Source organism: Microbacterium pseudoresistens (assembly GCF_013409745.1).
GTDB lineage: Bacteria > Actinomycetota > Actinomycetes > Actinomycetales > Microbacteriaceae > Microbacterium > Microbacterium pseudoresistens.
The window spans coordinates 1,307,972-1,331,435 of record NZ_JACCBH010000001.1 but is presented as its reverse complement, the minus strand read 5'-3'; the positions used below and the strand labels follow the sequence as shown (position 1 = coordinate 1,331,435).

20 protein-coding genes are annotated in these 23,464 nt (G+C 70.1%); 8 read left to right on the top strand and 12 right to left on the bottom strand.

The window, feature by feature from the left end; genetic code table 11:
* Positions 1-9: 9 nt before the first annotated feature.
* The 8 genes from pntB to BKA02_RS14555 all read right to left on the bottom strand — a co-directional run bounded on the left by pntB (position 10) and on the right by BKA02_RS14555 (position 9,503).
* A complete protein-coding gene (pntB, locus tag BKA02_RS06540; RefSeq protein ID WP_179432401.1) occupies positions 10-1,422 on the bottom strand; it encodes a Re/Si-specific NAD(P)(+) transhydrogenase subunit beta in 1,413 nt (470 codons plus the stop codon).
* Positions 1,419-2,993 carry a Re/Si-specific NAD(P)(+) transhydrogenase subunit alpha gene (locus BKA02_RS06535; RefSeq protein WP_179432399.1) on the bottom strand — a complete coding sequence of 525 codons (1,575 nt, stop codon included), beginning with the start codon at positions 2,991-2,993 and terminating at the stop codon, positions 1,419-1,421. Before BKA02_RS06535 ends, pntB begins: the two co-directional genes overlap by 4 nt.
* Positions 2,994-3,245: 252 nt before the next feature.
* On the bottom strand, positions 3,246-4,661 hold the full coding sequence (locus BKA02_RS06530) for an aldehyde dehydrogenase family protein (RefSeq protein WP_246286187.1): 1,416 nt from the start codon (positions 4,659-4,661) through the stop codon (positions 3,246-3,248).
* On the bottom strand, positions 4,661-5,758 hold the full coding sequence (locus BKA02_RS06525) for a tartrate dehydrogenase (RefSeq protein ID WP_179432395.1): 1,098 nt from the start codon (positions 5,756-5,758) through the stop codon (positions 4,661-4,663). Before BKA02_RS06525 ends, BKA02_RS06530 begins: the two co-directional genes overlap by 1 nt.
* Positions 5,755-6,801 carry an alcohol dehydrogenase catalytic domain-containing protein gene (locus BKA02_RS06520; RefSeq protein WP_179432393.1) on the bottom strand — a complete coding sequence of 349 codons (1,047 nt, stop codon included), beginning with the start codon at positions 6,799-6,801 and terminating at the stop codon, positions 5,755-5,757. The genes BKA02_RS06525 and BKA02_RS06520 overlap by 4 nt, the downstream gene beginning before the upstream one ends.
* Positions 6,802-6,864: 63 nt before the next feature.
* Positions 6,865-7,695, bottom strand: a complete 831-nt coding sequence (locus tag BKA02_RS06515) for a DeoR/GlpR family DNA-binding transcription regulator (RefSeq protein ID WP_179432391.1) — start codon at positions 7,693-7,695, stop codon at positions 6,865-6,867.
* A complete protein-coding gene (locus BKA02_RS06510) occupies positions 7,685-8,590 on the bottom strand; it encodes a hypothetical protein (protein WP_179432389.1) in 906 nt (301 codons plus the stop codon). Before BKA02_RS06510 ends, BKA02_RS06515 begins: the two co-directional genes overlap by 11 nt.
* Positions 8,591-8,618: 28 nt before the next feature.
* Positions 8,619-9,503 carry a PfkB family carbohydrate kinase gene (locus tag BKA02_RS14555; protein WP_179432387.1) on the bottom strand — a complete coding sequence of 295 codons (885 nt, stop codon included), beginning with the start codon at positions 9,501-9,503 and terminating at the stop codon, positions 8,619-8,621.
* A gap of 174 nt (positions 9,504-9,677) precedes the next feature.
* On the opposite strand from BKA02_RS14555, the gene BKA02_RS06500 reads away from it, so the two are divergent.
* From BKA02_RS06500 to BKA02_RS06485, 4 genes are all read left to right on the top strand, one after another.
* A complete protein-coding gene (locus BKA02_RS06500) occupies positions 9,678-11,009 on the top strand; it encodes an ABC transporter substrate-binding protein (protein ID WP_179432385.1) in 1,332 nt (443 codons plus the stop codon).
* A gap of 113 nt (positions 11,010-11,122) precedes the next feature.
* Positions 11,123-11,986 (top strand): carbohydrate ABC transporter permease, encoded by an 864-nt coding sequence (locus BKA02_RS06495; RefSeq protein WP_179432383.1) that lies wholly within the window; start codon positions 11,123-11,125, stop codon positions 11,984-11,986.
* Positions 11,986-12,825 carry a carbohydrate ABC transporter permease gene (locus BKA02_RS06490; protein ID WP_179432381.1) on the top strand — a complete coding sequence of 280 codons (840 nt, stop codon included), beginning with the start codon at positions 11,986-11,988 and terminating at the stop codon, positions 12,823-12,825. The genes BKA02_RS06495 and BKA02_RS06490 overlap by 1 nt, the downstream gene beginning before the upstream one ends.
* Positions 12,822-13,577: an SDR family oxidoreductase gene (locus tag BKA02_RS06485; RefSeq protein WP_179432379.1), complete on the top strand. Its 756-nt coding sequence runs from the start codon at positions 12,822-12,824 to the stop codon at positions 13,575-13,577. The genes BKA02_RS06490 and BKA02_RS06485 overlap by 4 nt, the downstream gene beginning before the upstream one ends.
* Here BKA02_RS06485 and BKA02_RS06480 read toward each other — a convergent pair.
* Both BKA02_RS06480 and coaBC read right to left on the bottom strand, forming a co-directional pair.
* Positions 13,562-15,748, bottom strand: a complete 2,187-nt coding sequence (locus BKA02_RS06480) for an ATP-dependent Clp protease ATP-binding subunit (protein ID WP_179432377.1) — start codon at positions 15,746-15,748, stop codon at positions 13,562-13,564. The genes BKA02_RS06485 and BKA02_RS06480 overlap by 16 nt on opposite strands.
* Before the next feature lie 109 nt (positions 15,749-15,857).
* Positions 15,858-17,066 (bottom strand): bifunctional phosphopantothenoylcysteine decarboxylase/phosphopantothenate--cysteine ligase CoaBC, encoded by a 1,209-nt coding sequence (gene coaBC, locus BKA02_RS06475; protein WP_179432375.1) that lies wholly within the window; start codon positions 17,064-17,066, stop codon positions 15,858-15,860.
* Between the two features lie 51 nt (positions 17,067-17,117).
* Here coaBC and BKA02_RS06470 point away from each other — a divergent pair, with 51 nt between their 5' ends.
* Both BKA02_RS06470 and BKA02_RS06465 read left to right on the top strand, forming a co-directional pair.
* A complete protein-coding gene (locus tag BKA02_RS06470) occupies positions 17,118-17,810 on the top strand; it encodes an NRDE family protein (protein ID WP_179432373.1) in 693 nt (230 codons plus the stop codon).
* 84 nt (positions 17,811-17,894) lie between these two features.
* Positions 17,895-18,431, top strand: coding sequence for a hypothetical protein (locus tag BKA02_RS06465; protein WP_179432371.1), 537 nt, complete (start codon positions 17,895-17,897; stop codon positions 18,429-18,431).
* Between the two features lie 30 nt (positions 18,432-18,461).
* Here BKA02_RS06465 and BKA02_RS06460 read toward each other — a convergent pair whose 3' ends face one another.
* A complete protein-coding gene (locus BKA02_RS06460; protein WP_179432369.1) occupies positions 18,462-19,709 on the bottom strand; it encodes a glycosyltransferase in 1,248 nt (415 codons plus the stop codon).
* Between the two features lie 8 nt (positions 19,710-19,717).
* A complete protein-coding gene (locus tag BKA02_RS06455; protein WP_179432367.1) occupies positions 19,718-20,938 on the bottom strand; it encodes a glycosyltransferase in 1,221 nt (406 codons plus the stop codon).
* A gap of 153 nt (positions 20,939-21,091) precedes the next feature.
* Here BKA02_RS06455 and BKA02_RS06450 point away from each other — a divergent pair, with 153 nt between their 5' ends.
* Both BKA02_RS06450 and mgtE read left to right on the top strand, forming a co-directional pair.
* Positions 21,092-21,682 (top strand): hypothetical protein, encoded by a 591-nt coding sequence (locus BKA02_RS06450; RefSeq protein ID WP_179432365.1) that lies wholly within the window; start codon positions 21,092-21,094, stop codon positions 21,680-21,682.
* A 319-nt stretch (positions 21,683-22,001) separates the two neighbouring features.
* Positions 22,002-23,366: a magnesium transporter gene (gene mgtE / locus BKA02_RS06445; protein ID WP_179432363.1), complete on the top strand. Its 1,365-nt coding sequence runs from the start codon at positions 22,002-22,004 to the stop codon at positions 23,364-23,366.
* The last annotated feature ends 98 nt before the right edge of the window (positions 23,367-23,464 follow it).

The following is a 23,464-nucleotide window of genomic DNA, read 5'->3' as shown; positions in this document are numbered from 1 at the left end:
CACGCCTGCTCAGAGCGCGCGGAGGATGTCGTCCACGCGCTCCTTGGCGTCGCCGAACAGCATCTGCGCGTTCTCCCGGAAGAACAGCGGGTTCTGCACGCCGGCGTAGCCGGAGGCCATCGACCGCTTGAAGACGATCACGTTCTTCGCCTCCCACACGCGCATCACCGGCATCCCCGCGATGGGGCTGCCCGGATCCTCGGCAGCGGCGGGGTTGACCGTGTCGTTGGCGCCGATGACGAGCACGACGTCGGTCTCGGCCAGGTCGTCGTTCACCTCGTCCATCTCGAGCACGATGTCGTACGGCACCTTGGCCTCGGCCAGCAGCACGTTCATGTGCCCGGGAAGGCGACCCGCGACGGGGTGGATGCCGAAGCGCACATCCACGCCTTTGGCGCGCAGCTTCTCGGTGAGCTCGGCCACCGGGTACTGCGCCTGCGCCACGGCCATGCCGTAGCCGGGCGTGATGACGACCGTGGAGGCGCCGGCGAGCATCTCGGCGGCGCCCTCGGCGTCGATCTCGCGGTGCTCGCCGTGGTCGACGTCGTCGCTCTTGGGCGCGGCGATGCCGAATCCGCCGGCGATCACGGAGAGGAACGAACGGTTCATGGCCTTGCACATGATGTACGACAGGTACGCACCCGAGGATCCGACCAGCGCACCGGTGACGATGAGCAGGTCGTTGTTGAGCAGGAAGCCCGCCGCGGCGGCCGCCCAACCGGAGTAGCTGTTGAGCATCGAGACGACCACGGGCATGTCGCCGCCGCCGATCGAGGCGACCAGGTGCCACCCGAGCGCGAGCGCGAGCAGCGTGACGACGATGAGCAGCACGAGGCTCGGCGTGATGACGTACCAGACGGTCAGGCCGATGAACACGACGATCGCGCCGAGGTTCAGGATGTTCTTGCCCGGCAGCATGAGCGGCGTGGACGACATCCGGCCCGACAGCTTCAGGAAGGCCACGATCGACCCGGTGAAGGTCACGCCGCCGATGAAGATGCCGATGAACACCTCGGCGTGGTGGATGTCGGCCAGCGCGCCGGTCAGGCCCGGGCTGTGCAGGTGGCCGTTCCAGCCGACGAGCACCGCGGCCGCACCGACGAAGCTGTGCAGCAGCGCGATGAGCTCGGGCATCCCCGTCATCTCGACGACGCGCGCCCGCCACAGGCCAATCACGGCGCCGACGAGCATCGCCGCGAGCAGGAGCACGAGGCCCAGCGTCGCCTGAGGCTGACCCCAGGCGCCCTGGATGGTGACCCACACCGTGGCGACGAGGGCGATCGCCATGCCGGCGATGCCGTAGCCGACGCCGGCCCTCGCGGAGGTGTGCTTGCTGAGCCCCGCGAGGCTCATGATGAACAGCAGGGCGGCGACGATGTACGCGGCGCCCGCGACGGATGCCGAAAGCTCGATGGCGTTCATCGACCAGCTCCCTTCTCAGAAGCGGGCTGATCCGAGCCCTTCGAGAACATCTTCAGCATGCGGCGGGTGACCGCGAAGCCGCCGAAGATGTTGATCGACGCGACGAGCACGGCCGCCGCGGAGAGGATCTGCACGAGCAGGTTCGGGGTGGTGATCTGCACGATCGCGCCGACGATGATGATGCCGGAGATCGCGTTGGTGACGCTCATGAGCGGCGTGTGCAGGGCGTGAGCGACCTTGCCGATCACATAGAAGCCGATGACCACCGAGAGCACGAGCACGGTGAAGTGCTGCGGGAGCGGCGCCGGGGCCACCGCGTTGACCGCGAACAGCGCCGCAATGCCGACCGCGATGAGCGCGACCTTGCCGCCGGGAGACAGGGTCCTCTTGGGCGTCGCCTCCGCCACGGGCGCGGCGGCGGCCGCCGGTGGCGCCGCCGAGACCTGCACGGGCGGCGGCGGCCAGGTGCCCTCGCCATCGCGCACGACGGTGACCGCGCGCTGCACGACGTCGTCGAAGTCGAGCACGAGCTGTCCGTCCTTCTCCGGAGTGAGCAGGGTGAGCAGGTTCACGAGGTTCGTGCCGTACAGCTGCGACGCCTGGGTGGGCAGGCGCCCCGCCAGGTCGGTGTAGCCGAGGATGATCACGCCGTTGTCGGTGACGACGCGCTGGCCCTCGACGGAGCCCTCGACGTTGCCGCCGGTGCCGGCCGCCATGTCGACGATGACGCTGCCGGGCTTCATGGTCGCCACATCTGCCGCCGTGATGAGCCGGGGCGCGGCACGGCCCGGGATCTGCGCGGTGGTGATGATGATGTCGACGTCGGCAGCCTGCTCCGAGTAGATCTCGGCGGCGCGGCGGTCGTACGCCTCGCTGGTCGCCTTCGCGTAGCCGTCGGAGGAGACCTCCTTCTGCTCCTCCGGCACGACCACCTCGAGGTAGGTGCCGCCGATCGACTTGACCTGGTCGGCGACCTCGGGGCGAGGGTCGGTCGCGCGCACGATGGCACCGAGGCTCGAGGCGGCGCCGATCGCGGCGAGACCGGCGACGCCGGCGCCCGCGACGAGCACCTTCGCCGGCGGCACCTTGCCGGCCGCGGTGACCTGTCCGGTGAAGAAGCGGCCGAACTCGTGCGCGGCCTCGACGACCGCGCGGTAACCCGCGATGTTCGCCATGGAGCTGAGCACGTCCATCGACTGCGCGCGGGAGATGCGGGGCACCGCATCCAGCGCCAGAGCCGTGATGCCGCGGGTGGCGAGCGCCTCGCGCAGCTCGGGCTTGAGCGCGGGAGCCAGCTGCGCGATGAGAGTCGCGCCGTCGGCGATCCTCGCGATCTCCGCGTCGGTGGGGGCGTTGACCTTCAGCAGGATCGGCGAAGCCCACGCCTCGTCCGCGCCGACGATGTCGGCTCCCGCCTCTGCGTATGCGTCGTCGGGGTACGCCGACGCGAGGCCGGCCCCCTTCTCGACGGCGACGTCGTATCCGAGTTTCCGCAGCCTCCCCACCGTCTGCGGGGTGGCGGCGACACGCGTCTCACCGCCTTGCTCCGCCACGATGCCAATGCGCGTCATGCACAGCTCCTTGCTTCCGGGGCACTCCGACGGAGGTCCCTGTGGTCTGATTGCCGGGGTGGATGCGCCCCGAATCGCCCCGCGGTCTCTCGATGGGTCGCCGAGTGCGCACAAGGGCGTGTGACTTTAGACCTTAGGGTGCTCCCGACTCGATCCCGTCACGTTTTACGCATCTGTGGACGGAAAGTTTCCGAGTTCTTACGCATCCCCTCAACTCCGGCGCGTGCCGGACGGCTTCGGAGTAGCTGTCCGTCACGCCTTCAGGATGATCAGCTTCTCGCGGACGAGCTCGGCGACGGCGTACCTGACGCCCTCGCGCCCCTGCCCGGAGTCCTTCACCCCGCCGTACGGCATGTGGTCCGCGCGGAACGACGGCGGCATGTTCACCAGCGCCGATCCGGACTGCACGCGCGCGCTGAAATCGAGTGCGGCCGCGAGATCGGCGGTGAAGACGCTGGTGTTCAGCCCGTAGTCGCTGTCATTGATGCGGAGGAGCGCTTCGTCCATCGACGCCACGCTCACCAGAGACACGACGGGCCCGAACACCTCCTCGCAGACCAGCGCGGAATCGGTCGGCACATCGCGGATGACCGTCGGGGCGAGCACGCCGTTTCGGACATCGCCGCCGGCGAGCACGGTCGCACCCCGGGAGACGGCTTCGCCGATCCAGCCGACGAGCCTTTCCGTGTCGGATGCCGAGATGAGAGGGCCCACGACCGTCTCGGAATCGCGCGGATCGCCGTACGGCACGGCGGCCGCGGCGGCCGTGATGCGCGCGACGACGTCGTCGAACACGTCGTCGTGCGCGTAGACCCGCTGCAGCGACACGCACGCCTGACCCGAGTTGGCGAAGCCCGCCGCGACCGTCGCCTCGACGGCCCGGTCGAGGTCGGCGCTGCGGTCGACGTACATCGCGGTGTTCGAGCCGAGCTCGAGCACATGGAGCTTCTTCGGCGAATCCGCCTTGAGCTTCCAGCCGATCCGCGAGGAGCCCGTGAAGGTCACGACCTCGACGCGCGGGTCCTCCTGCCAGGCGCCCACGACGATCTCCGCGGGCCCGGTGACGAGGTTGATCCAGCCGGCGGGAAGCCCCGCCTCGTGCAATGCGTCGATCAGGAGCCCGGCGGTGAAGGGGGCGCGGTCGGTCGGTTTCAGCACCACGGCGCATCCGGCCGCGAGCGCGGGCCCGACCTTGTGCACGACGAGGTTGAGCGGGAAGTTGAACGGCGAGATCGCCGCGACGACGCCGCGGGGTTCCGGTCGCGTCAGGGCGATCGTGCCGAGCCCCGCGTCGACGGCGTCCAGAGGCACCGCCTCGCCCGGAAGGCGCTGCGCTTCGGCTGCCGACAGCCTCAGCGTGCCGATGGCGCGTGCGACCTCCGTCCGTGCGGCCGTGATCGGCTTGTTCACCTCGGCGCGGATCGACTGCGCGAACTCCTCCGCACGGTGTTCGATCAGATCGGCCGTCGTGGAGAGGATCTGCGCGCGGCGCTCGGGCGAGAGCGGTGCGCCCAGGGCATCCGCGGCCGCATCCACCGCGGCCCGAGCGTCGCCGGCCGCGGCGACCGCGACGGTGCCCGTCACTTCTCCGGTCCAGGCGTCGACCGCCTCCCGGGTGGAACGAGGCGAGACCCACTCGCCGCCGATGTAGAGTCCCTGATCGCGCATCACCGCGTTCCTCCTTCGTTCGTACCGGCCCCTTCGCCTCGCCGGATCTCCCGGACGACGGCGTCGGTGAACTCCGCGGTCGACGCGGTCCCGCCGAGATCGCCCGTGCAGATGCCGGCGTCGAGCACCCGCTCGAAGGCCGCGATCTGCTCTGCCGCGGCGGCACGGTGCCCGAGGTGGTCGAGCATCATGGCGGCCGTCCAGATTTGGCCGATGGGATTGGCGATGCCCTTGCCCGCGATGTCCGGAGCCGACCCGTGCACGGGCTCGAAGAGCGACGGATGGATCCCCTCCGGGTTGAGGTTGGCGCTCGGCGCGACGCCGATCGATCCCGTCAGCGCGCTGCCGAGATCGGAGAGGATGTCGCCCAGCAGGTTCGAGGCGACGACGACGTCGAGGCTCCACGGCTGCAGGACGAACCGCGCGGCCAGCGCATCGACGAGAACGGAGTCGACCCCGCCCAGTCCCGACGCGGCGGCGGTCTCGGCGACGATCTCGTCCCAGAAGGGCATGGTGTGGATGATCCCGTTGCTCTTGGTCGCCGAGGTGAGGCGACCCGAGCGCGACAGGGCGAGGTCTGCGGCATAGCGCGCGACGCGGGAGACGCCGAGCCGGGTGAAGACGGTCTCCTGCACCGCCGCCTCTTGAGGCCGGCCGCGGTAGAGGCGTCCTCCGATCTCGGAGTACTCCCCCTCGGTGTTCTCCCGCACGATCATCATGTCGATCGGGCGATCGGTCGCCAGCGGCCCGGGGACGCCGGGCAGCGTGCGCACCGGACGCAGGTTCACGTACTGGTCGAACGCGCGCCGGATCGGAATCAGAAGCCCCCAGAGGGTCTCCGTGTCGGGGATGTCGGGGGCCCCGACGGCGCCGAGGAAGATCGCGTCGTGCCTGCTCAGCTCGTCCAGGCCGTCGGCGGGCATCATGCTGCCGTGCTCGCGATAGAAGTCCGAGCCCCAGTCGAGGTGGGTGTATTCGAGCCGGATGCCGTGGCGTTCCGTCACGGCATCGAGGCAGGCCAGGGCCGCGGGCATGACCTCCTGGCCGATGCCGTCGCCGGCGACGACGGCGATCCGCTGCGGGGAGTTCTCGCTCATCGCGTCTCCTCCCCGTTCGCAGGGCGGGCATCCTGCTGCGGGCACAGGAACACCTTGTCGAAGGATCCCTCCCGCTGCGCGACGAGGGCGGCCTCGAAGTCGTCCAGTGCGTACTCGCCTCGATGGAGGCGCTCCAGCCCGAGCCGGGGAAGCAGGTTCGCCGCGCGGCGGTGGGTGTAGGGGTTCAACGCGGTGCCGAGCAGTGTGAGCTCCTTCGCATAGATCTCGTTCGGCCGCACGCTCGCGACCGCGTGAGGCGGTGCGACCCCGAGGAGGAGGATGTTCGCGCCGCGCGACGCGAATCCGATCGCGCTCTCCAGCACCGCCGGGTGGCCCGCCGCGTCGATGAGGTACGGGAATCCGACCCCGGCGGTGACCGCCCGCATCCGCTCGTCGAAGTCGTCGGCGCCCGGGTCGAGGGCGAGATCCGCCCCGAAGCGCAGCGCGAGCTCGCGGCGGCTCTCGCGCGGCTCGACGACCACGACCGGCCCGAGCCCCTGCAGCTTCGCGAGGGCCACGAGGATCGCACCGATGGGACCGGCGCCGAAGACGGCCAGCGGCATCCCCGACTTCGCGTTCAGACGATCCAGACCGTGCACGCAGCAGGCGACGGGCTCGGTGAGCGCCGCCTCCCAGTCGGTCACGCCGTCGGGCACGCGGTAGGCGAGGGTGTCGGGGATCGCGAGGTACTCCTGCATCCCGCCGTCGAGGTGCACGCCTTGCGCACGACGCGTCGGGCACATGTGGATGCTGCCGGTCTGGCAGTTGAAGCACGTGCCGCAGTACAGGTGCGGCTCGACCGTGATCAGATCGCCCACGCCGACGGCGACGACGTCTCGGCCGATCTCGACGATGCGCCCGGCGATCTCATGCCCGAGCGCCATCGGCGGGTTGGACATGAACTCGCCGTCGATGATGTGGGTGTCGGTGCCGCACACCCCGATGGCGGTCGGAGCGACCAGCACATCGCGCGGCCCGATCTGCGGCACCGGCGTCTCGTCGAGGCTGACGACGCCGTCTCCGTGATAGCGGACAGACTTCATTTCGGAATCCTTTCTGGTGCACGACGCGACGACGTGGATCCGTCGTCCGTGCGGCGCGCGTGCTCAGTTCGAGGAGGAAGAAGAGTCGGCGAGCACGAGTTCGACTCCGTGCTCGTCGAGGATGTGCGGGAGCTCACCGTCGATGGCGTGGTCGGTGACGAGCACATCGATCGCATCCCAGTCGCAGACCTTCGCCATCGCCGAACGCGTCGTCTTCGTTGCATCCGCCAGGAGCACAACGCGGTCGGCCACCTCGATGAGCTTGCGCTTGGTGAGCGAGTCGAAGTCGTTCGCGCAGAACGCACCGCGCGCGCTGAACGCCGACGCCCCGAGGAAGAAGGTGCCCAGACGCAGCTCGTCGATCGCGGCGAGCGTGGCGGGCCCCGCGAAACTCAGCGATTCGGAGTGGAGATTGCCGCCCAGCGACATCACGTCGACGTGCGGGGCGCTGGCGAGAGCGCTGATCACGGGAAGCGACGCCGTCACGGCGTGGGCGCGGATGGGCCGCACGGCGAGGAGCTCTGCCAGCTCCGCGACCGTCGACCCCGCGTCGAGCCCGACGACGGCGCCGTCGTCGATCATCTCGCACGCCCTCCTGGCGATGGCGCGCTTGACCGTCTGCGCGACTCCGGCACGTGCCGAGTAGTCGCTGCCCCGGAACTCGCCCGACGACAGCGCCGAGACGCCGCCGTGAAAGCTGCGCAACCGGCCCTTGTCGACGAGTCCCGCCACATCGCGCCGGATCGTCATCTCGGAGACGCCGAACCGTCTGGCCAGCTCCGCCGTGGTGCAGTAGCCCTGATCCTCGACGGCGCTCAGCAGCAGCGTGCGACGCTCGCGCGCCGACACCCGCGGAAGATCCGCGGCCCCCTCGGGGGTGCTCTCAACTGTCAACGGATACTCCGTCTTCGACGATCTGCCGGAGGTTCTGCAACCGCGGGGCCGACACCGACCGCAGTGCCGCCACAGTATCAACTCGACCGACCACGTCGGCCCAGATCGCCCGTCCGGCGAGGAACCCGCTCGCTCCGCCGCGGATCGCCGCCGTGACCGCATCCGCGAAGTCCTCCTTCTGCACCCCGTTGGAGAGCACGACCCAGTCGGTTCCCACGATCTCGCTGAGGCGGCGGGCGTTCTCCTCGACCCGGGAGAGGTCGCCTGTCGAGTACCCCGGGACCTGCGCCTTGTACACGTCGGGACCGAGCGGCGCGATCTCGGCGGCGGCGGCAAGGATCGCCTCGTTGCGCGCGCCGTCGTCGGCGAACGGCTCGCCCGCCGGAGTCTGCACGACGGCTTCGACGAGGCTGGCCACCCCGGCGCGGCGGGAGAGCTCGATGATCGGCTGGATGAGGTCTGCGCGCTCGGCCGCGCTGTCGCGCTCGTTCCACATCACGAGGAACTTCACCGCGTCGGCACCGACCGAGGACAGGAACTCGAGGGTGACCTCCTCATCGATGGAGGAGTGGGAGACGGGCTGCCCGGTGACCTGGTGCAGCACGTCGGCGGCGACGATGAGCCCGCACCCCTCGGCGAGCGCCGCCGGACGCCCGTCGCTGAGCGCATGCTCGCGATCCAGGAGCACGGCGCTGGCCAGCGGCGTCAGCTCGCGCACGGCCTCGGCCTTGAACGTGCGCAGGTCCTCATCCGTCGCCCAGGAGCCGTCGGCGCGCACGGGGAACATCGCGCGCAGCGATTCGCGCTGATCCAGGGCGAGCATCGCGTATCCGCCCTCGGGGTTCTGGATCCGTCTGCGGACGTCGTTCTGTGCGGTCGAGGCAGGGGGGTTCATACGTCGGTGTCCTTTTCGTCGGTGCGGATCAGCGGCCCTGACGCGGGGCCGCCAGGAATGCGTCGAGTTCTTCGAGCGTCGGGATGCCGCTGCGCCCGTCGAGCGCACGGCAGGAGATCATGGCGGTCGCCGAGGCTCGGCGCACCGCGGCGGGAAGGTCGTCTCCGTGCACGAGCGCGGCGACCAGGCCGCCGTGGAAGACGTCGCCCGCCCCCATCGTGCTGACGATCCGGCCGTCGAACGCGGGAACGTGCACCGCGTCGCCGGCGATGAGAACGAGGGCGCCCGCGGAGCCGTCGGTGACGACGACGTCATCCGCGCCTTCCGCGTGCGCCGCGCGCATCGCATCCTCGACCGGGACGCCGGGATAGCGCCGACCGATCGCGCTCCTGGTCGGCGCGTAGAGCGAGACGACGTCCAGTGCCAGATCCGTGATCGGGTTGCCCCCGTCGACGCTCAAGCGGGGGCCTGCGCCGGCGAGGCGCAGCGCCTCGGCCGCGGGGGCGTACCCCGTCTGGTCCACGTGCAGCCAGGCGGACTGGTCGAGCGGGATGTCTTCGGCGCGGGGCGGCGTCGCGATCGAGGCGACGATCGTCCGAGCGGCGGTCGCGCGTTCGACGAGGATCATGCTGCGCGGCGTGGAGCCGGCGATGCGGGTCATCCAGCGCGTGTCGACGCCCTCGGCGTCGAGCAGTCGGCAGATCTCGTCTCCTGCCGCGTCGTCGCCGACGACTCCGCAGAAGGCGACCGAGAGTCCGAGCCTCGCCATCGTCACCGCGGCGGTACCCGCCGGGCCGCCGCCCGCATCGATGACCGCATGCGTCGTGGTCCGCTCGTCGGAACCGGGCAGGTCGTCGACCACGGCGATCGTGTCGAGGTTCGCTGCGCCGATGCATACGACGTCGTAGCTCACAAGGCTCACCTTTCTGACCGGTTGAGAACAGCGTCTCACAGAAACGTTGCTTTTCCAACATCTTCATGTGTATTCTCGCACAGTAGTTGTTTTCTTTTCAACAGTTTTGCCCCAACGGTGAGGCGACGAGGTCTCATCGAAACCCGTACCGAGAAGGACCCCAGGAAGGAAGTCATGATCAGCCACAAGTCACGAGCGATCAAGGGCGCCGTCGCGATCATCGCCGCCGCCGCTCTGCTCGCCGGGTGCAGCGGCGCCCCCGAGTCCACGACCGAGAACGCCGACGAGGCCACGGGCGCGTTCGACTGGAAGCGCTACGACGGTGAGAGCATCCGCTTCGTCGCGGGCCTTCAGCCCTGGCAGGCCGCCGTGGAACCCCTCATCCCCGAGTTCGAAGAGCTCACCGGCATCACCGTCGAGACCGAGGCGCTGCCCGAGGATCAGTTCCGTCAGCGCCTGCAGGTGGAGCTCACCTCCGGATCCAGCGACATCGATGTCTTCATGTCATCGGTGCAGCAGGACGGCGCCCGGTTCGCCAGCGCCGGATGGTACGAGGACCTCACCCCGTACATCGAGAACTCCTCGCTCACCTCGCCCGACTACGACTTCGACGACTTCAGCGAGAGCGTGCTCGAAGGTCACACGTTCGACGGCACGCTCTCCGCGCTGCCGATCCAGCTCGAGGTCCAGATGCTCTTCTACCGCAAGGACCTTCTCCAGGCGGCGGGCTTCGACGGCCCTCCGACGACCCTGGACGAGCTCGAGGAGATCGCCAAGGCGACCACCGACCCCGCGGCGAACGTGTACGGCTGGGCCGCACGCGGCAAGCGCGCCGCCGCGGTCACCCAGCTGACGAGCTTCCTGCTCAACCACGGCGCCGAGTACATGAAGGACGGCGAAGCCGCGTTCAGCTCGCCCGAGGGCATCGAGGCCGTCGAGCAGTACGGTCAGCTGATCCGCGACTACGGCCCCAGCGGCTCGACCAACAACGGGTGGGAGGAGTTGCTCGCGCTGTTCCAGTCCGGCGGTCTCGCCCAGTGGGCCGACAACAGCGGGCAGGCGGCGGCACTGCGCGACCCGGCGCAGACCTCGTTCGCCGACCAGGTCGGATACGCGGCGATGCCCGCGGGCCCCGAAGGCGATGCACAGACCTTCTTCGGATGGGCGGCGGCCATGTCATCGAGCTCGGAGAAGAAGGGACCTGCATGGTTGTTCCTGCAGTGGCTCACCTCTCCGGAGACCGTGCAGGCGCTCCAGGAGATCGGCATCCCCGGCGGTCGCCAGTCGATCGAGTTCGGTCCGGATGTGCCGACCGAGTTCGTCGAGGCGTTCCGCAGCGCGCTGTCCACGGCGCAGCCTCAGCTTCCTCAGGTGCAGTCCGTCCCCGAGGTGCGCGACGCCATCGGCGACGCCATCGTCGCGTCCATCCAGGGCGATGATGTCGAGAAGGCCGTCAAGACGGCCGCCGACGAGTTCGACCGCATCGTCTCGATGGAGTCGCGCTGACGATGCACGCGCGTTCCACCACCACCCCGGCCGCGCGTTCGCGTGCGGCCGGGGTGCCCCCGACCCCTCGCTCCCTCGGGCACCGTTCCCCCGGACACCGCCTGTCGGCGTTCATGGATCGGCACGTCCTCGCCGTCTTCACCACCCCGGCGGTCGCCTTCATCGTGCTGACGATGGCCTTCCCCGTGGTGTTCACCATTTACCTCTCGCTGACCCACTGGGTCGGCGGATTGACCAGGGCGCCGGAGTTCATCGGCCTGGACAACTTCATCCGCCTGCTCACGGATGACCCGCGATTCTGGGGCGCCACGTTCCGCACGCTGGCGCTGACCGCCGGTGCCGTCGCGGCCCAGACCGTCATCGGCGTCGCGATCGCCGTGCTGCTGCACCGCCGCTTCGTCATCAGCGGGCTGATCCGCAGCGTGGTGCTGCTGCCGATGATCGCCACCCCGGTGGCGGTCGCTCTCGTGTGGCGCCTGATGTTCCACCCGCAGCTCGGCGTGCTCAACGACATCCTCACCAGGATGGGCCTCCCGCCCAGCGACTGGCTCGCCGATCCGCAGCTCGCCCTGTTCCTCGTCGGCCTCGTCGATACCTGGGAGTGGGCGCCGCTGATCGCGCTCATCACGCTGGCCGGTCTCACCGCCCTGCCCGAGGACCCCTTCGAGGCCGCTCAGCTCGACGGCGCCAACGGCTGGCAGCGGTTCTGGCACGTCACTCTGCCCATGGTCCGCCCGATCGTGGTCGTGGCCGTCGTCTTCCGCCTCATCGAGGCCCTGAAGACATTCGACCTCATCCTGGTGATGACCAACGGCGGACCGGGATTCGAGACCGAGACGCTGAACATCTACGTCTACAACATCGCCTTCCAGTACCAGCAGCTCGGGTACGCCTCCGCGCTCCTGATCATCTTCTTCCTGCTCGTGCTGCTCATCTCCTCGTCCGTCTTGCGCCTGCGCCGACCGAAAGACTCGTGATGACCACCGCATCCCCGCGTCGCAACACACGCAAAGCACTCGGCGGAGTCGTCTTCTACGCGCTCCTCGCCGTCGTGCTGATCCCGTTCCTGTTCGTGTTCTGGTACATGATCACGACGTCGCTGAAGTCCCCGCAAGACCTGACCGCATCGACGTTCCGCTGGTTCTTCACGCCGACCCTCGACAACTACGCCCAGGTGTTCCAGCAGACCGACTTCGCTCAGTTCGCGATGAACTCGCTGCTGGTCGGTCTGGGCTCCGTGGCGATCGCGCTCGTGCTCGGCTTGCCCGCCGCATACGCGATCGCGCGATACCAGGCACCCAAGCTCGCGCTGATCATCCTGTCATCGCGCATCACGCCGGGCGTCACATTCCTGATCCCGCTGTTCATCATCTTCAGCGGTCTCGGATGGGTGGACACCTATCGCGCGCTGATCATCGCCCACCTGCTGATCACCCTGCCGATGGTGACCTGGCTGATGATCGGCTTCTTCGAGGAGCTGCCGCAGGAGATCATCGACTCGGCCCGGGTCGACGGGGCCAGCGCGATCCGCACGTTCCTGCAGGTGATCCTTCCGATCACGCGCGGCGGGATCGCGGCGGCGGCCATCCTCGCGTTCATCTTCTCGTGGAACCACTTCATGTTCTCGGTGGTGCTGGCCGGTCGCACGACGCGCACCCTCCCCGTCGCCGTCTTCGAGTTCATGTCGTACGGGCAGATCAACTGGGGAGCCATCTGCGCGGCCGCGACCGTCATGACGATCCCCGTGGTGGTCATGGGGCTCTTCGCGCAGCGCAACATCGTGCAGGGCCTGGCCGGCGGGGCGGTGAAGGGATGATCGAACGCGAGGAAGGACGCCGCGGCATCGCCTGGGTCACCGGTGCATCATCCGGGATCGGACGCGCAAGCGCCCTCGCCCTGGCCGACGCCGGGTTCACCGTGGCCGCGACGGCCCGACGCGCCGATGCGCTCGATCGGCTCGTCGCCGAGATCCGCGACCGCGGTGGCGCGGCGATGGCGTTCCCGGCCGACATCAGCGTCGCGTCGCAGCAGAGCGAGACCATCGCGCGGGTGAACGACGGGCTCGGCCCGATCACCACCGCGGTGCTCGCCGCGGGCACGAACACACCACGGCGCTTCTGGCCGGAGCTGGACATGGCACGGTTCACCGAGATCGTCGACGTCAACCTCGTCAGCATCGCCGCCGCCGTGCATGAGCTGATCCCGGCCATGCGCACCCAGGGCGCCGGCCAGTTCGTGCTCGTGTCGTCGTGGGCCGCGTGGCGGCACTCCCCCGGCGCGGGCGTCGCCTACGCGGCCAGCAAGTCCGCGCTGGGCGTCATCGCGGAGACCGTCAACGCCCAGCTCGGGCGAGACGGCATCCGCGCCTGCCACCTGTGCCCCGGCGACGTCGACACCGACTTCCTCGCTCAGCGCCCCTCGGAGGTCACCTCCGCGCAGCGGGCGCGGATGCTGTCTCCGGATGCCGTGGCCCGCGCCGTGCGTTTCGTCGCCACCTCGCCCGCGGAGACGTGCGTGAACGAGCTCGTGCTCACCCCGACGCGCAACGCCGCCTACGGCGCGGTCTGATCCGCCGCGACGGGGCCGTCGCTGGTGAGCGCGAGGCCCGATCCGTCGGGGGCCACGTCCACGCGCACCACATCGCCGTCGCGCACGCCGCCCGACAGCAGCGCCGTGGCGAGACGGTTCTGCACCTCGGTCTGGATGAGGCGGCGCAGCGGGCGGGCGCCGAACACCGGGTCGTAGCCGCGTTCGGCCAGCCACGACCGGGCATCCGGGGTGACGGCGAGCGTCAGCCGACGCTCGTGCAGCCGGCGCTGCAGCTGGTCGACCGACAGCTCCACGATCTGCGCGAGGTCGTCTTCGCTCAGCGCCTGGAACATCACGATGTCGTCGAGGCGGTTGAGGAACTCCGGACGGAACGACTGCCGCACAAGAGCCATCACGGCCTCGCGCTTGTCGTCCGTCGACATGACCGGGTCGATGAGGATCGGCGAGCCGATGTTGCTGGTGAGGATGAGGATGACGTTCGAGAAGTCGACCGTCCGGCCCTGTCCATCGGTGAGCCGGCCGTCATCGAGCACCTGCAGCAGCACGTCGAACACTTCCGGATGCGCCTTCTCGACCTCATCCAGCAGCACGACGCTGTACGGGCGGCGGCGCACGGCCTCGGTGAGCTGACCGCCCTGCTCGTAGCCGACGTATCCGGGAGGGGCGCCGACCAGCCGCGACACCGAGTGCTTCTCGCCATACTCCGACATGTCGATGCGCACCATCGCGTGCTCGTCGTCGAACAGGAACTCGGCGAGCGCCTTGGCGAGCTCGGTCTTGCCGACACCGGTGGGCCCCAGGAACAGGAACGATCCCGTCGGGCGCCCGGGGTCGTTGATGCCGGCGCGCGAACGGCGCACGGCGTCCGACACGGCGCGCACGGCATCCTTCTGGCCGATGAGGCGACGGCCGAGCTCGCGCTCCAGGTGCAACAGCTTCTCGCTCTCGCCCTGCAGCAGGCGCCCCACGGGGATGCCGGTCCACGCCGCGATGACCGCGGCGATGTCTTCGTCGGTGACCTGCTCGTTGACCATGCGGCCCTCGCCGGAAACCGCGGTCGCCGCCTCGGCGCTCTCGGCCTCGGCGATGTCGCGCTCGAGGCGCTTGATCGTCTCGTATTCCAGCTTGGACGCCTTCGTGTAGTCGGCCTGGCGCATCGCGAGGTCGCGCTGGGTGACGGCGTCGTCGAGCTGCTTCTTCAGCTCTCCGACGCGGTTGAGCCCCGACCGCTCGCGCGACCAGCGCTCTTCGAGGCCCGCGAGCTCCTTCTCCATCTCTCCGAGCTGCTCACGCAGGGCGCCGAGGCGCTCCTTGGACGCGGCATCCGTCTCGCGCTTGAGCGCCAGCTCCTCGAGCTTCATCCGGTCGACCTGGCGCTTGAGCTGATCGATCTCGACGGGCGAGGAGTCGATCTCCATCTTCAGCCGCGACATGGCCTCGTCGATGAGGTCGATGGCCTTGTCGGGCAGCTGGCGGCTGGGCAGGTAGCGGTTGGAGAGGGCGGATGCGGCGACGAGCGCGCTGTCGGAGATCGTCACCCCATGGTGCGCCTCGTACCTGCCCTTGAGCCCGCGCAGGATCGCGATCGTGTCTTCGACGGACGGCTCGCCGACGTACACCTGCTGGAAGCGGCGTTCGAGCGCGGCATCCTTCTCGATGAACTCGCGGTACTCGTTGAGCGTCGTGGCGCCGATCATGTGCAGCTCGCCGCGCGCGAGCATCGGCTTGAGCATGTTGGATGCCGCCACCGACCCCTCCCCGCCCCCCGCGCCCATGAGCACGTGCAGCTCGTCGATGAAGGTGATGACCCGCCCCTCGGACTCGGTGATCTCCTTGAGCACGCTCTTCAGGCGCTCCTCGAACTGCCCGCGGTACATGGCGCCGGCGACGAGGGCGGAGATGTCGAGGGAGACGAGCTCCTTGTCCTTGAGCGACTCGGCCACGTCGCCCGCCACGATCCGTTGCGCGAGTCCCTCCACCACGGCCGTCTTTCCGACGCCGGGCTCGCCGATGAGCACGGGGTTGTTCTTCGTGCGACGGGTGAGCACCTGGCTGACGCGACGGATCTCATTGTCGCGGCCGATCACCGGGTCGAGCTTGCCCTGCCGGGCGCGGTCGGTGAGGTTGATCCCGAACTGCTCGAGCGGGGACTGCTGGTCGTCTTGTGCAGGTTGTGCGGGCGTGGTCATCTGTGTCCTCCTGGACGGGCTCCCTTACAAAGTTGAGTGTTGTTGACTCAACTTTACCAAGTCGCTCTGACCAGGGCAAGACCTGCCGGATCGGGAGTCATGAAAGCGGTCAGCGTGGGGTGCGGCGCACGGTCACGGCATCCCAGATCGCGCGTGCGACCTCCCGCTTGGATCCCTCGGCGGATGCGGCGACCGCCCCGCCTTCGCCGATGATCTCGACCGCGTTGTCGGCCTTCTCGAACCCGTGCTCGGCATCCGCGCGGTTCACGACGAGCAGGTCGACACCCTTGCGCTCGCGCTTGCGTGCGGCGCGCTCGCGGCGGGCCGAGGCATCGGCGTTCGTCTCGGCCGCGAAGGAGACGACGGTCTGGCCCTCGGGCCGGGAAGCGGCGAGCCCCGCGACGATGTCCTCGTTCTCCACGAGCTCGATGCGCTCGAGCACGCCGTCTTCTTTCGTGAGCTTCTGGTCGGCAGCAGTCTTCGGGCGGTAGTCGGCGACCGCGGCGGCCATGATGACGACATCGGCGGATGCGGCGGCCTCCCGCATCGCATCGCCCAGCTCAGCCGCCGTGGCGACGGGACGCACCTCGACATTCGGATGCCGGGCGCCGGCGAGGACGTCGGCGGAGACGTTGGCGGCCACGAGGATCACCTGCGCGCCGCGGGCAGCGGCCTCCGCAGCGAGCGCTGCGCCCTGACGGCCGCTGGAGCGGTTGCCGAGGAAGCGCACCGGATCGATGGGCTCGCGGGTGCCGCCGGCCGAGACGGCGACGCGCATCCCCGCGAGATCCCGGGGGGCGACGGCGCGCAGCGCGTCGTCGACAATCTCCTCGGGCTCGCTCATCCGCCCCGGTCCGCTGTCGCCGCCGGCCAGCTCGCCGGCGGCGGGGCCGACCAGGCGCACACCGCGCTCGACGAGCGTGCGGATGTTGGCCTGCGTGGCCGGATGCCGCCACATCTCGGCGTGCATGGCGGGCGCGATCACGACGGGCGCCTCGGTGGCGAGCAGCGTGGTGCCGAGGAGGTTGTCGGCGATGCCCGCCGCCATCCGCGCGATCGTGTTGGCCGTGGCGGGGGCGATCACGACGAGATCGGCGCCCTGCCCGAGGGCGACGTGGCGCACCCGGGCGACGTCGTCGTGCACGCTCGTGGTGACGGGGTGACGGCTCACAGCCTCCCACGTGGGGGCGCCGACGAAGCGCAGGGCGTCGGGCGTGGGAACGACGGTGACCTCGTGCCCCGCCTTCACGAGCAGGCGCACGACCTGAACGGCCTTGTATGCGGCGATTCCTCCGGTGACTCCCACGACGATGTCCACGCTTCGATTCTGCCCGACGCCGCCGACGCGCGCCGCCATAGACTGAGCCGCGTGTGCACGGTCGTGATCGATGTCGCAGAGCCCGGAGGCTCCCGCCTCCTCGCCGTGCGCGACGAAGACCCGCAGCGGGCATGGGACGCGCTGGGCGCCTGGTGGCCGGAGGAGTATCCGGGTGTCGTCGGCATCCGGGATCGCCGTGCCGGAGGCGCCTGGCTCGCCGCCGATCCTTCGCGCCATCGCCTCGCTGTGCTGCTCAATCGTGCCGACGAGCTCGACCTCCCCGAAGATCAGGTGCAGAGCCGAGGCAGCCTCGCTCTGGAATCCGTCGTCGGGCGCTCTCCCGTCGCACCGCTGCGCATGCACGGGTTCAACCTGCTGGAGGTCGGGCCGGATGCCGCGCGCGTGCTCTCGTGGAACGGCACCGTGCTGCGGGAGACGCCCGTGACCCCGGGCGTGCACATGATCGCGCACGACGACCTCGACGATCCGGCCACGGCGCGCATCGCCCGGTGGCTGCCGGAGTTCCGCGCGGCTCCCGCACGCAACGAGGAGTGGGCGCGCGCCTGGGTCGACCTGCTCGCCGCCACCGCCGCACTGGATCCCGAGGACGACGCCGCGATCATCCGCGACAACCGACCGCACGGATACCCGACCCAGTCGCTGCTGTTCTGCGTCGCCGCGGTCGGCCACGACGGCGTGACGGTGCGCGACCACACCCTGGCCGCACCCGGCCACTGGGGCTGAGCGGCGCATCCGACGATCGCCCTGCAACGCCCCCTGGCAACCCCACCCTGACAAATCGTGACCGCGCACCCTATGCTCGTCGGCATGAGCGACCCCCAGCATCCCGCGCCCGAATCCTCGCCACCGAGCACGCCCACGGGCGGCCACGACGTTCCGTCCGCGCCCACGGCACCACCGAGCGCACCGGCCGCGCCGGCCGCGACACCGTCCGGGTATCCATCGGCGGCGTCGAGCGCATCACCGTCGGCACCGGCAGCGCCCTTCGGGTCGCCCGCCCCCTACGGAGTCACGCCCCGCACGGCGAACACCGGAGACGGCGCCGGCCTGGCGCGCACCGCCGCGATCATCGCAATCGCCACGCTGGCGCTGGGATTGGTGCTCTCCCTCATCGCGCGCATGCTCATCTCGACCGCCGGCTTCGGCGTGTACGAAGTGGTGTTCATGGTGCAGAACGTGCTGAGCTTCATCGGCTACGTGGCCGCGTTCGTGCTCGGCCTGATCGCCGCGCGACGCACCGGCGGCAAGCTGTTCGCCGGCATCGCGATCGGCATCGGCGGCGCAGGGCTGCTCAGCATCATCGTCAACCAGGCACTCTGGCTGTTCCAGGGCCTCTTCTTCTGAGCGAGCTCCGCTGAGCGGGGCCGAGAGACCTCATGCAGAGCGTAGTCCTTCGCCCGTGAGCACGCGCTCGTACACGGCGATCATCGCCGCCGTGCGCGAGGACTGGCGAAACAGCGCGGCCACCTCGGCGTCGGGCACGGGCGCCTCTCCCGCCGCGATGTCGTCGGCCGCACCGCGCAGGGTCGCCGCGAGCGCGACGATGCGCGCGGGCTCGGAGGCCTCTGCCGCCGGCACCGTCCACCGCCCACCGCGGAGCTCGGCGGCGATGTCGGGGTCGCACACGACCGACGGCGTGCCGAGGGTGGCCGCCTCGAACGGCGTCATCCCCTGCGTCTCGAAGCCGATCGAGGTCTGCACCACGGCATCCGCCTCGGCGATGCGCGCGAGCACTTCGGCGTAGCCAAGCCGGCCGGCGAAGCGGATGTGCGGGCGCCGGGCCTTCGCCGCGATGCGCTCGGCCGCCCGGCGCTGCCCTCCGCCGCCGACGATCTCGATCTCGGCGTCGATGTCGGAACGCACGACCGCCTCGAGGAACGGCAGCAGACGCTTCTCGGGGCTCATCCGGCCGAGCCAGATGAAGCGCGGCCTCCCCGGCCGGCGCTGCGCGGGCACGATCTCGAGCACCTCGGCGCGGATGTCGTCGTCGATCCCGTTCCAGACGACGTCGACGGGATCGAACACGTCGTGCTCCTCCAGCCTGCGGGCGAAGTGCGACGAGGGGGCGGTGACGGCGAGGGACTCCCCCGCGATGCCGCGCAGATACGCCCAGCCGTCGAAGCCACCCGGCTGCGCATCCGCGCCGAACGCGCCGATCCCGCGCAGCACCCAGCGCCGCCACAGGTTCAGCAGGGCGAGCACGGGCCGGTGCAGCGGCGTGACGGCGGCGAGGCCCACATCCACCCGGTTGTGCATGGTGTGCACGGCGGGGATGCCGTGGCGATGCGCGAAGCGGTGCCCGATGAAGGCGCCCCAGAAGTCGGCCTGCACGTGCACGAGATCCGCGCGGGGGCGATCGGCCATCGCCCGGTCGAGGAAGCGGTCGGTGCGGCGCCCCGGCCAGCTCATCGCGTACTCGCGGTCGAGCGTGATCGGGATCGAGGGCAGGTCCAGGTAGCCGGGATCGCTGCGGACCTCCGCGGCGCGCTCGCCGTGCATCCGGGGGGCGACGACGGTGACCGTGTGGCCCGCGCGCTCCAGATAGCGGCGCTGCAGCCGCATCGAGACCTGCGCGCCGCCGAGCGATTCGAGGTGCTGGTCTGCGAAGAAGACGACGTGCATGCGCCTCGTCACTCCGGCAGCGGTTCGCCGCGGTACAGCGCCTCGAAGGTGTCGAGCGTGCGGGTGATGTCGTGCACGGCCACGCCGTCGAGGGATGCGCGCTGCAGCCGTTCGTACTCCGCAGGAGACGCGGTGAGCACGGCGGTCAGCTTGGCAGCGAGGTCGTCGGCGTCGCCCGGCGTGAAGAGGTAGCCGTTCTCGCCGTCGTGCACGAGGTGCGGCAGCGCCACGGCGTCGGCGGCGACGACTGGCAGCGCCGAGGCCATCGCCTCCATCGTCGCGATGGACTGCAATTCGGCGATCGAGGCGATCGCGAACACGCTCGCCCGCGACAGCAGCGCACGCAGCTGCTCGTCGGTGGTGCGGCCGTGGAAGGTGACGCGGTCGGCGAGGCCCAGCTGCGCGGTGAGCTCTTCGAGGCTCTTGCGCTGATCGCCGCCGCCGACGATGTCGAAGCTCGCATCCAGCGCCGGGTCGAGCTTCGTCATCGCCGAGAGGATGACCTCGATCTGCTTCTCGGCCGTGAGGCGGCCGACGAACACGATCCGGTTCTTCTCGCGCGGCCCGATCACGGGCGTGTACTGCGAGGCGTCGATGCCGCAGCTGACCGGGTGCACCTCGCCGATGTCGATCGTGCTCTCGAGGAAGTCGGCGGCCTTGCGTGTAGGGGTCGTGACGGCGCGGGTGAGATCGAAGGTGCGCTTGGCGTCGTCCCAGGCCAGCTTCACGACGAGGTCGTCGATGAACTTCGGCATCGTCGTGTGGTCGAGGATGTTCTCGGGCATCACATGGTTGGTGGCGATGACCGGGATGCCGCGCTGGTGGGCGATGCGCGCAAGCCCCCGACCGATGACGATGTGCGACTGGATGTGCACCACGTCGGGCTGCACGCGGTCGAGCACCACGCGCGCCCAGTGCTTCGAACGCCACGGCCAGACGAAGCGGAGCCAGTCGTGCGGCGCCCAGCGCACCGACGGCAGCCGGTGCAGCGTCATCGGCGAGCCCTCGATGACCTCGGTGCGCGGGGCGGCTTTGCGGTAGCGCTGGTTGGGGGCGACGACGTGGACGTCGTGGCCGCGCTGCACGAGTCCCGCGGCGAGGCGTTCGGCGAAACGCGCCGCACCGTTGATGTCGGGCGAGAAGGTATCGCATCCGATGAGGATCGTCAGGGGGCGATCGGACGGCGTCGCGGGATCGGCCGGGGCGGGTTTGTCGCCGGGAGAGGTCACGTTCTGCTGCCTATTCTGGGGCCGCGGGCAAGGAGAGATCGCCTGGTCGGGCGCGAGCAACTCTACCCGAGGAGCCTGCGTCGGCCAGCCTGATCAGCGCTGGCTCGAACACAGTGCCAGCTCGAACACAGTGGAAGGCTCTACCGTTGTGGCATGCGCCTGACCGCTGACGCCGACCCCGCCCGCTGGATCCCCGTGACCGGATCCCTGGGTTTCAAGGGACGCCGTCATCGCAAGGCCGCCATCCGGATGCTGCTGGGCCAGGCGACCGGCGCGATGGGTGCCGCACCCCGGCAGGGGTCGGGAGCGGCGGCATGGATGATGAGCCAGGCAGCACCGTTCCTCATGCGCAAGGCTGACGGCCGCGTGCTCGTATGGACGTGGAAGGACGAGCCCGAGCTCATCGTCGCGATGGCGACCGCGCAGGAGCTCACCCCGCAGCTGCGCACGGCGCGCGCCATGATGCCCATCGAGTACGACGACACCGAGGAGTTCCGAAACCCCTACCTCGGTGCCGGCGAGAAGCTCGTCGTGCCGATTCCCGAGGCCCCCGCCTCGCCGCCGTTCGCCACGTACACATGGGACACCGGCACGCACCTCATCACGCTGCAGGCGGTGTGCGCGGATCGCGAGCGCTTCGGTACCGTCATCGGCTCGGTCGATGAGATCGCCCGCACGCTCCGCACCGTCGACGACCTTTCCATCGGCGAGGCCGGGCCCGTGCTACGCCTGCCGCCGGCCTGATAGGTTGGCAGAGGCCCTTGATGGGCCGAGCCTTCGCCGCGTCGGCGGCCCGTTGAGGAAGGCCCCGCCGCTTGAGCGGCCGAGTGAGGAGAGCGAGGTGGTGGACGCATGTCCGGTCATAGTCGCCCTTCGCCCGCCGGCCTCGCCGCGACACGCTGACCCGCTCCGGTCGCACACCCGACCGCGGATCCTCGCCGCGCGCACTGACTGATCCGTCAGATCTGGCCGATCCGTCCGTCTTCCGCCGACGACGCGCCCCACATCTGCGCGCGTCCGGCCCGTCTGCGCCGCCGAACACCGGCGGCGAGGAGGCTCTGCCATGACTCCTGAGATCGCCACGCCCGCCCCCGTCGACACCCTCGTCGACGACGTCGAACAGGCCCTCGGCCATCGCGACCTCGCCGCCGTCTCCGGTCTTCTCGCGGATGCGCCCGCGCGGCACGTCGTGCAGCTCCTGGACCGTCTTCCCCCGCGCCAATGCGCGATCGCCTACCGCCTGCTGCCCAAGCAGCGCGCGCTCGAGGTGTTCGAGGAGCTCGCCCCGGAGCTGCAGGGCGACCTCGTGCACGGCCTGCAGGACGCCGAGATCGCAGCCCTGTTCGCCGAGCTCGACCCCGACGACCGCGTCTGGCTGCTCGACGAGCTGCCCGCCTCCGTCGCGCCGCGCCTGCTGCGCGGACTGCCCGTGCACGAGCGTGACCTGACCGCCGCTGTGCTCGGCTACCCGCGCGACGCCATCGGCCGCCGGATGAGCCCGGAGTACGTCACGACGCATCCCGAGTTCACCGCGGCGCAGTCGATCGAGCGCGTGCGCTCGCGCATCGACGACGCCGAGACCGTGTACACGCTGCCGGTCACCGACGGCTCCCGCCGCGTGGTGGGCGTGGTGAGCCTGCGCGACCTGCTGCGCGCCGCACCGGATGCGCTGGTCGCCGAGATCATGGAGGACGCGCACACCGTCGACGCCGATGCCGACACCGAGCCGGCGGTGCGCGAGGTGACGGAGCTGGGCGTGCTCGCGGTGCCCGTGGTCGACAGCGAACGGCGACTGGTCGGCATCCTCACCATCGACGACGCCGTGCGCATCCTCACCCGCGAGGAGCGCGAGGACTCCGCGCGCCAGGGCGGCGTGGAGCCGCTGAGCCGCCCGTACCTGTCCACCCCGATCCGCCGGCTCGTGCGCTCGCGGGTGGTGTGGCTGCTCGTGCTGGCGCTGGGCGCCACCCTCACGGTGCAGGTGCTGGAGGGCTTCGAGTCGACGCTGGAGAAGGTGACGATGCTCGCGCTGTTCGTGCCGCTGCTGATCGGCACCGGCGGAAACACGGGGAACCAGGCGGCGACGACCGTCACCCGCGCGCTGGCCGTCGGCGAGGTGCGCGCCCGCGACGTGTGGCGCGTGCTGGCGCGCGAGCTGCAGGTGGGGCTGAGCCTCGGACTGCTCCTCGGACTGCTGGGCGGCGCCGTCGCGACGCTCGTGTACGACTGGCACATCGGGCTCATCATCGCCCTGACGCTCGTGGCGCTGTGCACCTTCGCCGCATCCGTCGGCGGGGTCAAGCCGCTCGCCGCCCGCGCCATCCGCGTCGATCCTGCCGTGTTCTCCAACCCCTTCATCAGCACGTTCGTGGATGCGACGGGCCTGATCATCTACTTCCTCATCGCCCGCACCGTGCTCGGGATCTGAGGGCGCTGGGCGGAGCGGCCGGGGCAGGGTGCCAGCGCCCCCGGAAACCACGTTCTGCGCGAGAAACTCTGTACGCCGTGGTTTCTCGCGCAGAACGG

Bases quoted from the DNA above. Each gene is read 5' to 3' on its own strand.
- BKA02_RS06490 (WP_179432381.1), top strand. From the start codon at position 11,986: ATGACCACCGCATCCCCGCGTCGCAACACACGCAAAGCACTCGGCGGA.
- BKA02_RS06495 (WP_179432383.1), top strand. From the start codon at position 11,123: ATGGATCGGCACGTCCTCGCCGTCTTCACCACCCCGGCGGTCGCCTTC.
- pntB (WP_179432401.1), bottom strand. From the start codon at position 1,422: ATGAACGCCATCGAGCTTTCGGCATCCGTCGCGGGCGCCGCGTACATC.
- BKA02_RS06520 (WP_179432393.1), bottom strand. From the start codon at position 6,801: ATGAAGTCTGTCCGCTATCACGGAGACGGCGTCGTCAGCCTCGACGAG.
- BKA02_RS06530 (WP_246286187.1), bottom strand. From the start codon at position 4,661: ATGCGCGATCAGGGACTCTACATCGGCGGCGAGTGGGTCTCGCCTCGT.
- BKA02_RS06525 (WP_179432395.1), bottom strand. From the start codon at position 5,758: ATGAGCGAGAACTCCCCGCAGCGGATCGCCGTCGTCGCCGGCGACGGC.
- BKA02_RS06510 (WP_179432389.1), bottom strand. From the start codon at position 8,590: ATGAACCCCCCTGCCTCGACCGCACAGAACGACGTCCGCAGACGGATC.
- BKA02_RS06465 (WP_179432371.1), top strand. From the start codon at position 17,895: ATGAGCGACCCCCAGCATCCCGCGCCCGAATCCTCGCCACCGAGCACG.
- mgtE (WP_179432363.1), top strand. From the start codon at position 22,002: ATGACTCCTGAGATCGCCACGCCCGCCCCCGTCGACACCCTCGTCGAC.
- BKA02_RS06480 (WP_179432377.1), bottom strand. From the start codon at position 15,748: ATGACCACGCCCGCACAACCTGCACAAGACGACCAGCAGTCCCCGCTC.
- BKA02_RS06485 (WP_179432379.1), top strand. From the start codon at position 12,822: ATGATCGAACGCGAGGAAGGACGCCGCGGCATCGCCTGGGTCACCGGT.
- BKA02_RS06535 (WP_179432399.1), bottom strand. From the start codon at position 2,993: ATGACGCGCATTGGCATCGTGGCGGAGCAAGGCGGTGAGACGCGTGTC.
- BKA02_RS06500 (WP_179432385.1), top strand. From the start codon at position 9,678: ATGATCAGCCACAAGTCACGAGCGATCAAGGGCGCCGTCGCGATCATC.
- BKA02_RS06450 (WP_179432365.1), top strand. From the start codon at position 21,092: ATGCGCCTGACCGCTGACGCCGACCCCGCCCGCTGGATCCCCGTGACC.
- BKA02_RS06460 (WP_179432369.1), bottom strand. From the start codon at position 19,709: ATGCACGTCGTCTTCTTCGCAGACCAGCACCTCGAATCGCTCGGCGGC.